The following is a 14,040-nucleotide window of genomic DNA, read 5'->3' as shown; positions in this document are numbered from 1 at the left end:
TTCCTCGGCTACGCATCGGCATGCGCCTGAAGCCACCTCGTGTACGCCGCCCGCCATACGACGGGATGGCGAGGCAACCGGGCGAGATCGAACCGGTCCATGACCTCGGCTAGACGCACAGGCTCCGGGCGGTCCAGTTGCCCAGCAAGCCACAGAAGGAATCCGACGAGATGCTCGGACCGCACGCCCGCCTGGCGAAGGGCGCGGAGCGACAGGTCCCCGTGGCGCTTTGCGAGCCTCCGCCCTTCCTCGTCCACGACGAGTGGCACGTGCGCGTAGCGCGGGGGAGCATAGCCCAGGCGCTCAGCGAGATAGACCTGGCGAAACGCCGACGGAAACAAATCGGCGCCGCGGATCACGTCGGTGACGCCCATGGCGTGATCGTCGACGACCACGGCCAGGTGATACGCAATCACCCCATCCGCCCGGCGGACGACGAAGTCGCCGCCTTCGGCCGGCCGAGCGGTGGTCCGGCCGAGCAGGCGATCGTCGACCGTGACAAGCGCCTCGTCTGAGACGTGAAGGCGAAACGACGGCGGCTTGCTCGCGGCTCGTTCCGCCCGCTCGGCGTCCGAAAGCCGAAGACAGCGGCCATCGTAACGGGGCTCATCGGAGAACAGCCCTTGCCCTTGTGGCGCCGAGGCGATGGACAAAAGCCGAGATCGCGCACAGAAACACGGGTACAGTTCGCGTGCTTCTTGGAGGCGCGCAAGCGCCTGCTCGTACAATCCGCGCCGAAAGCGTTGCTCGTACGGCGCAGCGGGCCCGCCCACGTCTGGGCCTTCGTCCCAATCCACGCCGAGCCAACGCAGATCCTCCATCATCGCCCCCCGGTACACGTCGCGGGACCTCGCCTCGTCCAGATCTTCGACGCGCAGGATGAACGCACCGCCCTTTTGCCTCGCGTCGAGCCAGGCGAGGATGGCCACCCAGGCGTTGCCCACGTGCAAATAGCCGGTGGGACTCGGCGCAAATCGACCCTTGTACGAGGGTGTCAACCGGCACACCTCTCTTCGCCTTCATGTTAGCAAAACTTGCTGGTGATGTCCCGCGAAGCCGCGCACACGATACCCAAGAAGGGGGAAGGTCTATGCGAGAGGCATGGTGTGTGGAACAAACGTGGCGGCACCTGGCGATGGCGCACTGGCGCGTCGATCCTGATGTTCTGATGCGCCACATTCCGCCGGGACTGGAGCTCGACCGGTTCGACGGGCATGCGTACGTCAGCGCGGTGTTGTTTTCTGTGGATCCGTTTCGACTGCGGGGACTGCCGCCCATCCGGGGCATGCGCAGGTTTTGGCAACTGAACCTCCGCACGTACGTCCGGCGCGGAGGAGAGCCGGGCGTGTGGTTCCTCCGCTTGGAGACGAGTCGGGCGTGGCCTGCACGGCTCGGAAAACTCGCTTACGCGCTGCCGTTCGAGCCGGCGGACATGGTCGTGAGGGAGGCGGAAAATGGCCTCACCGTGGGCCTGGTGAGCCGAGCGGGCCGCGGGCCGGCACTGTCCCTCGGGTTTCGTCGGGCCGGCAGCCGCATGCCTTGGTATGAGCCCGCGCCCGACTCCATCGAGGCATGGCTTCTCAATCGGTACGCACTTTATGCGCACGCCCTCGGCATGGTGCTCGAGACCCGCGTGGTTCACCGGCCGTGGGTGATCCAGCCGGCGGAGGCCCGCGTCGGAGAAACGTCACTCCTCCAAATGTACGGATGTGACGGCCACCCGGCGCTGGCCTATTCAGCGGAAGCGCGCACAGCGCGCATCGGCTTGCCACGGCCCGTTATCGGCCTTCCCTACTCGCCGGGCAACCGTTCGTTGGCGCGGTGGATGCGCTCGAGCAGGGCGCGCACGCGCGCCCGGAGATCCGCGATTTCCTCGTCCTGAAGGTCGTCAATCTGATCCTTGACACAGTCGGGGACCACGCCGAGCTCTTCGCGCAACGCGCGACCCTTTTCCGTCAGCGACACGCACATCTTGCGCTCGTCATCGGTGTCTCGCCGCCGGTCCACGAGGCCGCTCTCCTGCATTCGCTTCAAAAGTGGGGTTAGCGTGCCAGAATCCAGGTAAAGCCGCTCCCCGAGCGCCTTCACTGTGCATGCGCCGAGTTCGTACAGCGCGACCAGCACCATGTATTGCGGAAAGGTCAACCCATGGGGCTCCAAGAACGAGCGATAGAGTCGCATCGTTTCGCGGGCGCAGGCGTACACGGCGAAGCACAGGTGTTCGTCCAGACTCAGGAGCGGTCGTTCGGTCATCACGACAAGCCTCCAAGCTCGCTTGACTCGGCCTTCGCGGGCCTACCGTCTAGTTTAAGCCTGTTTCGCGTAATACTCCATCAGAACTTGGACGACCTCCGGGCGGCTAAACTCGGGCGGCGGTGCAATGCCCTCTCGCAGCATCTGGCGCACCTTGGTGCCCGACAACGTCACGTGATGTTCGTCGCCGTGCGGACACGTCTTAGCGGTCGCCATGCCCTGACATTTGCGGCAGTAGAACGCATTGTCGAAGAACAACGGCGTGATGCCGAGCTCCGCAACGTCGAACTGATCAAAAATCCGCTGCGCGTCGAAGGTGCCGTAGTAGTTGCCCACGCCGGCGTGATCGCGCCCGACGATGAAGTGCGTGCAGCCGAAGTTCCGCCTCACCAATGCGTGCATGACGGCCTCCCGAGGACCGGCGTAGCGCATGGCGGCCTTGTACACGCCGAAAAACACGCGATCCCGCGGATAGTAGTGCTCCAGGATGGCCTGATACGCGCGAAGGCGCACGTCGGCCGGGACGTCGTCCGCCTTGGTGGGCCCGACCAGCGGGTTCAGGAACAGCCCGTCGACCACTTCGAGCGCCACCTTCTGAATGTATTCGTGCGCGCGATGCACCGGATTTCGAGTCTGAAACCCGACAATGGTGCGCCACCCGCGCTCCTGAAACGCGGCGCGCGTCTGCCTGGGCGTGTACGCGTATGGCGTGAACTCGTCCACGCGCTCATCTGGCAGCACTTCCACGGGGCCTCCCAGATACACGCCCCCGCGCTCGTAGAGTCGCCGGACGCCAGGGTGTTCCAGATCCCGCGTCCGGTAAACCTGCTCCGCCTCGTGATCCAAGTTGGGGCGATACATGTGCAGAATGGTCATGCGCCCACAAATCACGCCGTCCGGCCGCACGAGCGCCACCGTGTCGTCCAGCCGCAGCGTGCGTGCCACGTCCTCCGAGACGGGCAACGTCACGGGGATGGACCAGATGTGCCCCGTCGTGAGGCGCATGGTCTCCACAATCGAGTGGTAGTCCTCCTGCGAAACAAATCCGTCCAGAGGGGAAAATGCGCCAATGCCCAGCTGGTATAGATCGGACACGGCGATCTCGTCCAGCTGAATGACCTTGAGCGCGGACCAAGACCGCCGCGCTTCTTCCGTCTGATCCGTCGGCACCAGATGCTCCTGCACCGCGTCACGTTCGCGTTTCGTCACTGACAAGCCAACTCCTCCTCACGCATGAGATCCCGTCAGATCGCCATAAATAAAGTAAACCGATAGACATGATGTACATTGTATCATCGCGACCCCGTTTTGGCGAGGGCGGTCCCGACGACGGGCGGTTCACAAAGTGTTCACCCATTTGCGCGTCTACGCGGAGTGCACGAGCCGGCCGCCGACGATGGTGTGGGTGACGGCGCCCGCCTCCGAGAGAGCCACGAGGTCCGCTCGATATCCCGGCTCGATCCGCCCACGCCGCTCGCCCAAGAGGCGCGCGGCGTTTGCGGCCGCCACGTACGGCACGTCCCTGGGCAAAAATACGTGGTGCGCGAGGCCCATCTGCACCGCGCGCTCCATCGTCAACGCGCTGCCCGCAAGCGTCCCGTCCGGCCGACGCACAACGCCATCCTCGTAGACCACCTCGCTACCGGCAAACCCGTACCGCCCCTCCGGCATGTCCACCACCGATACAGCATCGGTCACGAGCATCACGCCATGGCGCCCCTTGATGCGCATCGCGAGGCGCGCGAGCGCTGGATGAACGTGGACACCGTCGAGGATGAGTTCGACCATCGCGTCCGCGCGATCCAGCGCCGCGGCAGCCAGGCCTGGCCGCCGGTGATGCAGACCTTCCATCGCGTTGAACAGGTGCGTCGCGCTTTTCGCGCCCAAATCGAACGCCCGCATCGCCTCGCCGTACGTGGCCGCTGAGTGGCCGAGCGAAACGAGGATGCCGAGATCGCGGGCAGTAAGAAGGGTTTCATCCGCACCTGGCAACTCCGGCGCCATGGTGAGGATGCGCACCGGGCCCGCCCTCGCGTACGCTCTCAATTCTTCCGGCGATGGCGTGCGCACGTGCTCGGCGGGATGAGCCCCGCGCCTCTCGGGATGGATGAACGGGCCCTCCAGGTGAAAGCCAAGCACGTCCGCACCCCGCCACTCCGCCGGCTTTCGCCAAGCCGACAACGTCGCCGATGTGGCCTCACGTGAAGCGGCAACCGTCGTCAACACGAGCGCAGTCGTCCCGTGCCGGGCGTGCGTCGTCGCAATCTGTTCAAACGCATCCATGGACGCGTCCATGACGTCCGCACCGCCCCCTCCGTGCACGTGCACGTCGACGAAACCAGGGAACAGGTGCGCTCCCGTGTCGATGAGCCGAGCACCGGTGAGCTGGCCCATTTTCGCTTCGCCGACGTCTGTGATCCAGCCATCCTCGGCGATCACGTCCTTCCACTCGTCCCCAAGGAGCCCTCGGATGACCACGCGCATTCCGCGCCACCTCCATCGTTTTCCGGTTCCCCTCGGGAATCCGCTCTCCACGTCTCGCCAGGCGGGCCTGCCAAGGGCCACCATGAGGTGTCTTGCTTACAGCTTGGGCTCTTGGTGGGCTCGCTCCGCCTTCCGGCGCAAGTGCTCGAGTCCCCACGCATGCATGAGGTCAAGGATGGGTCGCAGGGATTGCCCGTATGGCGTGATAGCGTACTCCACGCGCGGGGGCACCTCGGGGTACACGGTCCGCTCGACGATGCCCTCTTCTTCCAGTTCGCGCAACTGCTTGGTGAGGACGCGCTGCGTGATGCCGGGAATGCGGCGCATGAGCTCGGAGAATCTCAGCGAAGGGTGTTGAAACAGGTGGTACAGAATGAGCCACTTCCATTTCCCACTTAGCACTTGAAGCGTGGAGACAGCCGAACAGGGCGACTCTGCGGAATGGCCGGACGACATCGAAATGAACGCCTGCCTTTCGCTATAGGTAGGTTACTTCAAGTATACCAAAGCACTTCGATGTTCCTACTTATCATTTTTTCATCACTGATGAATAATAAGAGCAGGCAGAAGCACTCAGCCATGAGTGCACATCGATCTGTCGGGAGGTTGACCTATGGCAAAAGTCGCTTGGAATGTAGATCCGGCTCACAGCACGGTCGGCTTCAGCGTGAAGCACATGATGTTCACGACGGTGCGCGGTCATTTCAAGAAGTTCTCGGCGACCGTCATCGCCGATCCAGAAGATCTGACGACGGCCGAGATCGACTTCACGGTCGACGTCGCCAGCATTGAAACGCGCGACGAAAACCGGGACAACCATCTCCGCGGCGCCGACTTCTTCGACGTTGAGAAGTATCCCCACATGACGTTCAAGGCCACTAAGATCGTCAAGACGGGCCCCAATACGTACGACATGACGGGGGATCTCACCATCCGTGACGTCACCAAGCCTGTCACCTTTCACGTGACGTACGAAGGCATGGGCAAAAACCCCTGGGGCCAAGAAGTGGCTGGCTTTACGGCGCAGGCCAAGATCAACCGCAAGGACTTTGGCCTCACTTGGAATGCCGTGCTTGAGACCGGCGGCGTGCTCGTGAGCGACGAGGTGAACATCGAGCTCGAGATCCAAGCCGCGAAGGCACAGTGAGGGCCTGAGGCGGGAATTGCCCCTGGACCGGTCGCAGCTACGTCTGCGGCCGGTTTTGTGTTACGATAAAGGGACAGCAAGGGGGCGGAAAACGTGGCGATTCTCTCCGTTTCGAACGTGACGTGGATTCGAAATGGACGGACCATTCTGGACGATGTGTCATTTGAAATTCGCGAAGGGGAACACTGGGGTCTGGTCGGCTTAAACGGCTCCGGCAAGACCTCGCTCCTGCAAATCATCACGGGCTATCAATGGCCCACACGAGGACGGGTCTCGGTGCTTGGACGCCCGTACGGCCGCGTGGACATCCGCGAAGTCCGGCGGAACATCGGCTGGGTCAGCTACGCCCTCCTGCAGCGCGTGGAACAGGACGCCGGAACAGACACCGCACTTAACGTGATCGCAAGCGGAGCCTTTTCCTCCATCGGCCTGTGGGAAAGGCCGACGCAAGCTCATTGGGAACGGGCGCGCGCGCTGGCCCGGCAGTTTGGGATTGAGCACCTCGCCAACAGCTCGTTTCACTCGCTTTCCCAAGGTGAAAAACAGCGCGTCCTCATCTCGCGCGCACTCATGGCCAAACCTTCGCTCCTCATCCTCGACGAGCCGTGTACTGCACTCGACGTGCGTGCGCGGGAAGAGCTATTGACCTCGTTGAACGCGATGGCAAAGGCCCCGGATGCGCCGGCACTTCTGTACGTCACCCACCACATCGACGAGATGATTCCCGCCATTACGCACGTGCTCGCGCTCGACGCCGGGCGCGTCGCAGCCTGCGGAGACAAAAAGGCCGTGCTCACGGACGACGTGCTGTCCCGCATTTTTCACGTCCCCGTGCACACGGTCTGGCAAGGCCATCGCGCCTTTTTGACAGTGCTTTCCCCAGGCGCCGAGGCCGCGGAACGGGTCATTCCCGCTCCCAGTGCGCGGCAATAAACGCATCTCGGCCTGACGCGCGCCGATATCGCTCGTAGTGGAGCGGTTGTTTTCGATAGAAATCCTGGTGGTACTCCTCCGCCGGGTAGAACGGCCCCGCAGGGCGGATTTCCGTGACAATCGGCTTCTGAAATCGGCCCGACGCTTCCAACGCGGCCTTCGACGCCTCAGCCAGGCGGCGTTGCTCTTCGGTATGATAGAAGATTGCCGTCTTGTAAGACGGGCCGCGATCGTAGAACTGCCCGCCGGGATCGGTCGGATCGATCTGGCGCCAGAAGATGTCCAGCAGTTGCTGATACGTAATCTGGCGGGGATCATACGTGATCTGGACGGCTTCCACGTGGCCCGTGGTCCCGGAACACACCTGTTCGTAAGTCGGATTCGGCACATGGCCGCCGGTGTAGCCGGAGACCACGGACACGACCCCCGGCCACGTGTCGAAAGGCTTGACCATGCACCAGAAACATCCGCCGGCGAAAGTGGCCCGTTCAAGGCTGGCGTCCTGCTGCGCCTCGGATGTCATCGGATCCGCCGCTCCCTCACTGCAGGACGTCCGCAAGCTGCGCCTCAAGCTGCTCCTTCGGCTGATACCCGATGAGCTGTTTCACAGGGCGGCCGCCCTTGAACAGGATGAGCGTCGGAATACTCATGATGCCGAACTGGCTGGTGGTCTCCGGGTTCTCGTCGACGTTCAGCTTCGCAACGGTCACCTTGTCGGCGTGCGCCTCAGCGAATTCCTCGAGCACCGGCGCCATCATGCGGCAAGGACCGCACCACGCCGCCCAGAAATCCACCAGCACGGGTTTATCGCCTTGAATCGCCTGTCGGAAATTGGCGTCTGTCAACGTCATTGTCGCCATCGGAATACCCCCCAAGGTACTTACTTGCATTTTTATAGTACCATTTTTGTGGGCCGCTGGTCAAACGTTGCCGTGGACGGGAGTCCCCGAAACCTCGCCGCGTCACCAGACGTCATGTCTCAAGGACTCCGCCAGGGCGCGGAGCGGCTCGTACCGGAAACACGCGACGACGTGGTCCAGGACGACGCCGACAGCCTGCAGATACGCATAGACCATGACGGGCCCCACGAATCGGAAGCCGAGCGAACGCATTTCTCGGCTCACGCGCTTAGCGAGCGGGGTCGTGGCGGGCACATCCTCTTCACGCGCGAAGGCGTGGACTTCGGGTTTGCCGTCCACGAATCGCCACAACCAGCGCGCAAACGAACCGTGCGCATCCTGAACCTCCAGAAAAACCCGCGCATTGTGAATGGCCGCTTCCACCTTCGCCCGGTTGCGAATGATCCCTGAGTTGGGCGCCAACAGGCGTGCCACATCCTCCTCCCCGTAGCGTGCCACCACCTCCGGCTGAAAATCCGCGAATGCCTGTCGATACGCTTCCCTGCGCGACAAAATCAAATACCACTGCAGCCCCGCCTGCGCGGCTTCGAGCGTCAGGAATTCGAAAAGGACGCGATCGTCAAACTGGGGCACGCCCCATTCCTCGTCGTGATACCGCACGTACAGTTCTCTCGATCCCGCCCACTTGCAGCGCTGCATCGCCGACTCTCCCCTCCCCGTTCATGGCCTCTCCGCCCATTGTGGCGCATTGAGGCGAGATCGTCCATGCCGTGAGGTGAACGCGCACATGCAAAAGGAGAGCCTCTGGAAGCAAGCTCATGTGGTGGAGCAAGCGGTATAATTCGTCATGGGAGGCGATCGCGTGAGCGAACAACAGCGGTGGGATCTCGAGTCCCTGTACGCAGGGGGAAGCCATTCGCCTGCGTTTCGAAACTTTCTCGACGACTTGGAGACCAATGTCACATCCTTCTCGATGGTGCTGCAGAACACACCAGGCGCCATGCAAAGTCCCGACATGGGGCTCAAGCCCATGATCCTCACCATGCAGGATCTGAGCAAACAGCTTCGGCAAGCGGGCGCGTTCGTGTCCTGCCTGACGGCCCAGAACGTGCACGACGCGGAGGCGAAGAAGCTGCAGACGCGCGTCAACCGGATTCGGTCCACGCTCACGAGCGCGCTGGCGCTGTTGGATGAGCGGCTTCGGCAGGCCGGGGAAAGCAGCATCCAAGCAGTCTGGGACGATTCAGAGCTGAAGCCTCTCGCGTTTGCGATTGAGGAGCGGATCGAGCGGTCCAAGCGGCGATTGCCCGCGGAACAGGAGCGGCTCATTGCACGACTGTCGGCCGACGGGTACGTTGCGTGGGGAGAGCTGTATGACACGATTGTCGGGCGTATGGCCGCAGACATCGAGATGGAGGGGTGCCGGGAGACGGTCTCGATGGGCCAGCTCTCGAACCGGATGACCCAAGCGGCCCAGCGCCATCGCGACCAGCTCTTCGATGTGTGGGAATCGTGCTGGGCCCGCGAAGCTGACCTCTGCGCCGATGCGCTGAATCACCTAGCCGGCTTTCGGCTGCAGGTGTACGAGGCGCGCGGCTGGCACTCGGTCTTAGAAGAGCCGCTCGAGATGAACCGAATGTCCCGAGATACACTGGAGGCCATGTGGGACGCCGTGACGCGCAATCAGGAACGCCTTGTCCCCTACTTTGCCGCGAAGGCCCGGCTGCTTGGGGTGGAAAAACTGTCATTCGTCGACGTGGACGCGCCACTTCAGGTCGGCGCGCACCATCAGGCCATCTCGTACGATGAGGCGCGGAGGTTCATCGTGGATCAGTTCGCCGCGTTCAGCCCGGAGATGGCTGCGTTTGCCGACGCTTGTTTCGAGCGGAAGTGGATCGAGGCCGAAGACCGTCCAGGCAAGCGCCCAGGCGGATTCTGTACGAGCTTCCCTTTGCATGGCGAATCGCGGATCTTCGTCACCTTCTCGGGGACGCCTGGCAACGTCGCGACACTCGCACACGAGATTGGTCACGCGTATCATCACCACGTGATGCGCGATCTCCCCTACCTCGCGACGCAGTATGCGATGAACGTCGCGGAAACGGCCTCGACGTTCGCGGAGGCCATCGTCTCCGACGCTGCGATTCGAACCGCTTCTGACGAAGCCGAACGGCTTGAACTGTTGAACGACAAGCTGCAGCGCGCTGCTGCGATGTTGATGAACATTTACGCCCGCTTCCTGTTCGAGATAAGATTTTACGAGGAGCGCAAGCGCGGTTACGTGCCCACCGAACGGCTGAACCAGCTCATGGTGGAGGCACAACAGGAGGCGTACCGAGGATCGCTTCGGCGATACCATCCGCACTTCTGGGCGTCAAAGCTCCACTTCTACATCACCGGGACGCCATTTTACAACTTCCCATACACGTTTGGATTTCTGTTTGCCTCCGGCATTCACGCCATCGCGGCCGCGGAGGGCAAGGCCTTCTCCCGCCGGTACGTCGAACTGCTCCGCGATACGGGCCGGATGCGCGTCGAGGACCTGGCGCAAAAGCACATCGGCGCCGATTTGACGAAGCCCGACTTCTGGCAGAACGCCATCGACTTCGCCCTGCGCGATCTCGACGAGTTCGTCCAGCTCGCAGACAAGCGGGTCTAGTCACAAGAAGCAACAAGCCAGCCGCAGACCTCGTTAGAGCTTCGGCTGGCGCATGATCTGTAGGTGCCCTGCCTCGATCCAATACCAGTCGATCTCGCCTGCGCTCACGACGCACACGCCTTGCGCCCGCGGATAGTTGCGGAGGTGCACGTTGAGGGATTCCGCTTGTCGCGGCGGATCGTCCGCCTGCGGCAGCGGGCCCAAAACGACATGCCAACCCGGCCTGGGCTGAAAGGCCACCAACGCGACAAGCGCCCCACCGTTTCCTTTTGCCGGCCCGGAAAACACGGTAGCCGCGACTTGACACGACGGATCGAGGCAGATTTCGCCCTGGGCTGGATTGTCCATTTGCGCCAGTCGCTGATCGAGAAGCCAATGGTACAGGTCGGCCGTGGTCCTCACGCCCTGAGGCAGGGGTTCCACCAAGATGTGATGGTTCTGGACCCCGGAGCTCGACGTGCTCGCCTGCGGCAAGCGGTCGGCCTGACGCGGCGTGCCGGGCGTCCCTGATTGCTTGGCCGCGCCACATCCCGCGCTGAGCGCGAGCGACGCCGTGAACGCGCATCCCCACGCGCAGAGGCTTCTCACCTTCATCTTTGACCACGCCCCTTTTCGGTCAAGATGAGCCATACGTTCCAAATCCATGCACGTCCCGCCAGAACACGAAAGGAGAATGACGTTTGGTTCCACTGCACGTCGATGCTCTGCCGTATGCAACGAGGGCGGCGATTCCCGCCGTGAGCGTCCATGCCGCGCCTTTGCCAAACGCCATCTCGGCGCACACACTCACGGTGAACGGTCAGGCCGTGCAGGAGTTGGTGATCAATCTCCGCGCGCCGGGCGTCGAAGCGATGCCCGCCATCGCCAACAACCGGCTGGGCACGACCGCGTCGCTCGCCGAGATCGCAGCGCAAAATCACGCCATTGCAGCTATCAACGGCACGTTTTTCGACGCCGGCGGCGACAATTTTCCCGCCGGTGCCCTCGAGCTCAACGGCGCGTTTGTGTTCAACGCCCGCGGCACGCTGCTTGGCTTCGGCCCTAACGGCCAGACCACGATGCTGCGCGCGGCAGAAGCGCTGTCCCTCGACGTGGACGATCCGTCAAGCTCCATCTCGGCGATGTGGCCCTGGTACCTGAATCGGACGAGCACGAATCCCATGCGGGTTGACGTACTGACCCCGTACTTCGGCCCCGAAACGCGCGATCCGAGCGCCCTCGTGGCGCAAGTCGTCCGCGGCAGAGTGACGGCGATTCACGCAGGCATCACCCCCATCCCGTCCAACGGCTACGATATTGAGCTCGGGGCCGGCGAGGCGAAGACGCCTATCGCCATGCGCGTCCACGTCGGCGATCCGGCCACATTGACGGATACCGTGCTGGCGCTGCCGAGCGAAAGGCCAGTACCGTTTTCCGCGTATCCGAACGCCATCGGCGCCGGCCCGATGCTCCTGCACAACGGGCGGGTGGACGTCGAACCGTCCGTTGAAGGACTCAACGCAGCCGACATCCTGAACGCGGAGACCCTTCGCTCCGTCGTCGGGACAGACCGCGCGGGCCACCTTATCTTTTTGACGATCCACGAGGCCAACGTGTGGCAGGAGGCGTCCATCGCCAAGGCGCTCGGCCTGTGGGATGCGATGAACCTGGACGGGGGCTCCTCGGTGGGACTGTGGTATGAGGGGCGTTATCTCACGCCGCCCAAGCGCCCGCTCGCCACGGCCATCGTAGTCGTTCAGCGGTGACCGAAACGGAGGCCATCACGACACCGGCTGCCCTTCGATGAGGCCGAGATCGACAAGTGCGGCGAAGATGCCGCCCTCGTCCACGGAGCCCGTGATCCGCTTGGCCGCGCGTTTCGCCGACTCGGCGGCATTTCCCATGGCGACGCCCATGCCCACGTACGTCAGCATCTCGACGTCGTTCTCACTGTCGCCAAACGCCACGACCTCGTCCTTGCTGCAGCCGGCGCGGCGCAAGATGGCCTCGACACCGGTCGCTTTGGACACGCCTGCGGGAAACACATCGAGATAAAAGCGATGGGGCCGTATGAACCGAAGCGCATCGCGATACGCTTCGACAAACGGAAACTCCTGGCCCGGCTTGCAGAAGAGATAGAGTTGATAGATGTCTTCCCGCTTCCACGCGTCGGGATCGTAGACGGGCTCGCTCGGCAAGCCCAGGAACCGGTATGCCTCACGGATTTCGGGGTCATGGCGGCGATTGGCGTAGCACGCCTCGCCTCCGGCGACCACGACGGAAAAGCCGCTCGATTCAGCGAGTTCGACGAACGAGGCCACTACGTCGCGCGGCACAGGCGCCGCGAGCACCTTTTCGCCGCGATACACGGCGAGAGCGCCGTTGCAGCACACGTACGAATCAAATCCGAGACGCTCGGCGATGGGCCGAAGTTGGTCCGGCGCCCGTCCCGTGGCGATGGCCGTCTCGACACCTCGCCTCCTCAGCGCTGCGATGGCCTCCTCAACGCGAGGCGAAAGCTGGCGCCGATCGTCGATGAGCGTGCCGTCGATATCAAAAAACGCAAAGCGAATGGACATGGCCTCTCCCTCCTAGCTTTCTCTGAACTCATGGTAACATAAGGAGCCCGTCGGAGGCGGCTCGGCAAAGCGGGGTTGCACGAAAAAAAAGCACCCACGCGCTGGACGTGAGTGTTGGCTTGGGCGAAGCCGCCGGAGCTTGAGCTCATTCGGAGAGCGCCTGCGCCTCGCGAGCAGCTTCGCGGCGCGGGCGCCAGACGCGGAGGTACTGGGCGCCGAAGTAAGAGCCGAGGACGATGACGGCCGCCAGGGCCTGGGCGACGATGCTCTGCAAATTGTTGAACAAGGAGAACCAGAGCCCCGCCCAGTCCGGTAGACCGAGGTTGAGCGGCGTAGATGGCAGCCAGCCCGCGAGCTGCATCTCCTGCACCTGTTCGCCCACCATCACGAGAAGCACCACCCCGAGCATGACGCCCGTCAGCACCAGCATGCGCTTGTAGGGCAGCTTTCGGTGGGCGAAGAACGTGAGCACGGCCACCATGAGCGTCAGCGCGAGGCCAATGCCGGCGCCAATCACCACCACGCCCGAGCCCAGTTGCATTCGCGTGTTCTGCAGGAACAACACCACTTCAAACCCTTCGCGGTACACCGAGGTAAAGCCCAACACCACAAGGCCTCGGTACGCGAGCGATCTCGCCTGTGCGCCCCGCTCCGCTTGATCGATAATCTCCTTCTTTTTTCGGTTGTGGAAGCTGATCCAGCCAGTCCAATAGATCCGGTGGAAGAACCAATTCATGACGATGAGCAGGACGATGATCGCCAAGAGCCCGGTGGCCGCCTGGATGGACAGTTCAGGCGCCGTCTGACCCACGAGAGCAATGATGCCCACGACGACAAACCACGTGAGCAGTGTCGCCGCAAACGCGAGGCCTGCGCCGGCCGAGATGGGGCGCCAGTACCCTTGGCCGGTCCGCATCAGGCTCGCCGTGATGGCGGAGAGCACCAAGATGGTCTCCAACCCCTCGCGAAAGACGAGGATGCCCGTATCGACGATGGCCGCTCCTCGCCCGATGTTATGGCTCGTGGGATCCGGGTTGCCGCCAGCCGTCACGCCCTGCCAGACCAGCGCGGCAATCACGACAGCAGCACATGCCCACACGAGCGCCTTCTTCCACCCAATATTCCGCCATGCGATGGACATCTCAA

16 protein-coding genes are annotated in these 14,040 nt (G+C 63.0%); 5 read left to right on the top strand and 11 right to left on the bottom strand.

The window, feature by feature from the left end; genetic code table 11:
- Positions 1–8: 8 nt before the first annotated feature.
- Entirely contained in the window at positions 9–998 is a 990-nt protein-coding gene (gluQRS, locus tag TC41_RS04015; protein ID WP_014463729.1) for a tRNA glutamyl-Q(34) synthetase GluQRS, read from the bottom strand.
- A gap of 92 nt (positions 999–1,090) precedes the next feature.
- Between gluQRS and TC41_RS04010 the strand changes: the two genes are divergently transcribed.
- Positions 1,091–1,882, top strand: coding sequence for a DUF2071 domain-containing protein (locus tag TC41_RS04010; protein ID WP_014463728.1), 792 nt, complete (start codon positions 1,091–1,093; stop codon positions 1,880–1,882).
- Here the strand turns inward: TC41_RS04010 and TC41_RS04005 are convergent.
- The 4 genes from TC41_RS04005 to TC41_RS03990 form a co-directional block, all read right to left on the bottom strand.
- A complete protein-coding gene (locus TC41_RS04005) occupies positions 1,792–2,253 on the bottom strand; it encodes a MarR family winged helix-turn-helix transcriptional regulator (RefSeq protein ID WP_041695011.1) in 462 nt (153 codons plus the stop codon). The two genes, TC41_RS04010 and TC41_RS04005, sit on opposite strands and share 91 nt — an antisense overlap.
- Before the next feature lie 54 nt (positions 2,254–2,307).
- A complete protein-coding gene (gene sat, locus TC41_RS04000; RefSeq protein WP_041695010.1) occupies positions 2,308–3,468 on the bottom strand; it encodes a sulfate adenylyltransferase in 1,161 nt (386 codons plus the stop codon).
- A gap of 150 nt (positions 3,469–3,618) precedes the next feature.
- Complete coding sequence (nagA, locus tag TC41_RS03995) at positions 3,619–4,737, bottom strand: N-acetylglucosamine-6-phosphate deacetylase (RefSeq protein ID WP_014463726.1); 1,119 nt, start codon at positions 4,735–4,737, stop codon at positions 3,619–3,621.
- Between the two features lie 96 nt (positions 4,738–4,833).
- Positions 4,834–5,193 carry a winged helix-turn-helix transcriptional regulator gene (locus tag TC41_RS03990; RefSeq protein WP_041695009.1) on the bottom strand — a complete coding sequence of 120 codons (360 nt, stop codon included), beginning with the start codon at positions 5,191–5,193 and terminating at the stop codon, positions 4,834–4,836.
- A 157-nt stretch (positions 5,194–5,350) separates the two neighbouring features.
- On the opposite strand from TC41_RS03990, the gene TC41_RS03985 reads away from it, so the two are divergent.
- Positions 5,351–5,884: a YceI family protein gene (locus TC41_RS03985; RefSeq protein ID WP_014463724.1), complete on the top strand. Its 534-nt coding sequence runs from the start codon at positions 5,351–5,353 to the stop codon at positions 5,882–5,884.
- A 93-nt stretch (positions 5,885–5,977) separates the two neighbouring features.
- On the top strand, positions 5,978–6,817 hold the full coding sequence (locus TC41_RS03980; RefSeq protein WP_014463723.1) for an ABC transporter ATP-binding protein: 840 nt from the start codon (positions 5,978–5,980) through the stop codon (positions 6,815–6,817).
- Here the strand turns inward: TC41_RS03980 and msrA are convergent.
- From msrA to TC41_RS03965, 3 genes are all read right to left on the bottom strand, one after another.
- Positions 6,789–7,340 carry a peptide-methionine (S)-S-oxide reductase MsrA gene (gene msrA / locus TC41_RS03975; protein ID WP_041695008.1) on the bottom strand — a complete coding sequence of 184 codons (552 nt, stop codon included), beginning with the start codon at positions 7,338–7,340 and terminating at the stop codon, positions 6,789–6,791. The two genes, TC41_RS03980 and msrA, sit on opposite strands and share 29 nt — an antisense overlap.
- Positions 7,341–7,356: 16 nt before the next feature.
- Positions 7,357–7,677 carry a thioredoxin gene (trxA, locus tag TC41_RS03970; RefSeq protein WP_041695007.1) on the bottom strand — a complete coding sequence of 107 codons (321 nt, stop codon included), beginning with the start codon at positions 7,675–7,677 and terminating at the stop codon, positions 7,357–7,359.
- A 102-nt stretch (positions 7,678–7,779) separates the two neighbouring features.
- Positions 7,780–8,376: a DNA-3-methyladenine glycosylase I gene (locus TC41_RS03965; RefSeq protein ID WP_014463720.1), complete on the bottom strand. Its 597-nt coding sequence runs from the start codon at positions 8,374–8,376 to the stop codon at positions 7,780–7,782.
- A gap of 148 nt (positions 8,377–8,524) precedes the next feature.
- Here TC41_RS03965 and TC41_RS03960 point away from each other — a divergent pair, with 148 nt between their 5' ends.
- Complete coding sequence (locus tag TC41_RS03960; protein WP_014463719.1) at positions 8,525–10,336, top strand: M3 family oligoendopeptidase; 1,812 nt, start codon at positions 8,525–8,527, stop codon at positions 10,334–10,336.
- A 33-nt stretch (positions 10,337–10,369) separates the two neighbouring features.
- Here TC41_RS03960 and TC41_RS03955 read toward each other — a convergent pair whose 3' ends face one another.
- Entirely contained in the window at positions 10,370–10,930 is a 561-nt protein-coding gene (locus TC41_RS03955) for a hypothetical protein (protein ID WP_237700027.1), read from the bottom strand.
- A gap of 86 nt (positions 10,931–11,016) precedes the next feature.
- Between TC41_RS03955 and TC41_RS03950 the strand changes: the two genes are divergently transcribed.
- On the top strand, positions 11,017–12,081 hold the full coding sequence (locus TC41_RS03950; RefSeq protein WP_041695006.1) for a phosphodiester glycosidase family protein: 1,065 nt from the start codon (positions 11,017–11,019) through the stop codon (positions 12,079–12,081).
- A 15-nt stretch (positions 12,082–12,096) separates the two neighbouring features.
- Here TC41_RS03950 and TC41_RS03945 read toward each other — a convergent pair whose 3' ends face one another.
- Both TC41_RS03945 and TC41_RS03940 read right to left on the bottom strand, forming a co-directional pair.
- Positions 12,097–12,894, bottom strand: coding sequence for an HAD family hydrolase (locus TC41_RS03945; RefSeq protein WP_014463716.1), 798 nt, complete (start codon positions 12,892–12,894; stop codon positions 12,097–12,099).
- A 145-nt stretch (positions 12,895–13,039) separates the two neighbouring features.
- Entirely contained in the window at positions 13,040–14,035 is a 996-nt protein-coding gene (locus tag TC41_RS03940) for an FTR1 family iron permease (protein ID WP_014463715.1), read from the bottom strand.
- Positions 14,036–14,040 lie beyond the last annotated feature (5 nt).

Source organism: Alicyclobacillus acidocaldarius subsp. acidocaldarius Tc-4-1, assembly GCF_000219875.1.
GTDB classification, from domain to species: Bacteria; Bacillota; Bacilli; order Alicyclobacillales; family Alicyclobacillaceae; genus Alicyclobacillus; species Alicyclobacillus acidocaldarius_A.
The sequence above is the reverse complement of the archived record's forward strand: the minus strand, read 5'-3'. Positions and strand labels throughout refer to the sequence as shown.